1 pseudogene is annotated in these 1,122 nt (G+C 59.4%); it reads right to left on the reverse strand.

Features of this window, described 5'->3' with window-relative positions:
* Positions 1-1,122 (reverse strand): annotated as a pseudogene (locus tag NW838_RS02935) (type II secretion system protein); the annotation flags it as partial.

A 1,122-nucleotide genomic window follows, 5' to 3' on the forward strand; every position in this document is an offset into this window, starting at 1 on the left:
CGCGGGTACGAATGCGACCAAAAAGCTGTAGCTCCAGCGGATCCAGAGCTACCATTTCGGGGGCTGCCGAGTTCTGAACTGAATCGAAATTGAGGTTATTCAGGCGGGGAAGCGGCGTACTTGGCGGCACATCCGCCACCCCAGGGTGGGCATCAAAGATCAATGTATCGCTCGCCTCCTGTCCGGCGTAGCCAATGGCCCCTGCCACCAACTCTCCGAAGGCGGTAATCTCGGAGTTTTCCGGCGGCATGTAGAAGCAAGACTGCTCCGAGCTGATGGTGAAAGCCCGGAACAAGTTGTTGGCAGTGTACCGGAAGAAAAGGCTACCGCCTGCGTAGATAGCACCGTTCCAGTTGTAGCCAGGAGTAAAGAAAAACTCCACGTCGCCGCGGTTGAAAACCCCCCACTTGTTCAGCAGATCCCGCCGCCGATCTTGCTGAAATTGCAAAGCCGAAACGGCGCGGGTGGTGGAGTCGGCTCCCTCAATGGGCAAAGTTACAGCGTACACCTGAAAGGGCTTGTACAGCGCAGAGCCCACCTGGAACCAATCTCCCACGTTGGGGTTGGCGGTTTGGTTGACAGGGGAATCGTTACACCCTGCCAGGGCGGATCCTTGAAGAGGCCCGCCGCGCATCACCAGTCGCCGCGCCCGCTCGGTATCGCTGATGTTTTCCTCAAAACCCTGCAATCCAGATTGGCCCTCTACCGGAGCGCGACGGGCGTAGAGGATGGTATAAACTGTTACAGAGTCGTTGAGGCCATTGTTATCGGTATCCACCAAGAACCACCAGGCTGGGGCTTGCCGCCGCACCTGGATTCGTCGGCTGGGATCCTGGGGATCCGGAACAAGGGCGTTGTAGTTCAGCAAAAAGCGCCGCTCATCGGGAAGGGTATAGGGATCCGAGGGCTCTGCAGGCACCGCCGTGCCATCGTTGGTCAGGGCAGAGGTAAATTGGGCATCGGTGGGGGCACTGTTGGGCAGGCGGCGATCCCGAATCAGGTTGTCGATCTTGGCCCTGGCCCGGTCGATGGCAGCATTCAGTTGCCGGCTGACGGTTTGCCCTGCCCGTTCCACCTGGGTTTGGATGCTGCGCTGAGTGGAGCGGGTCAGCAGCCCCACCG

The organism is Synechococcus sp. R55.2 (genome assembly GCF_047462075.1).
GTDB lineage: Bacteria > Cyanobacteriota > Cyanobacteriia > Thermostichales > Thermostichaceae > Thermostichus.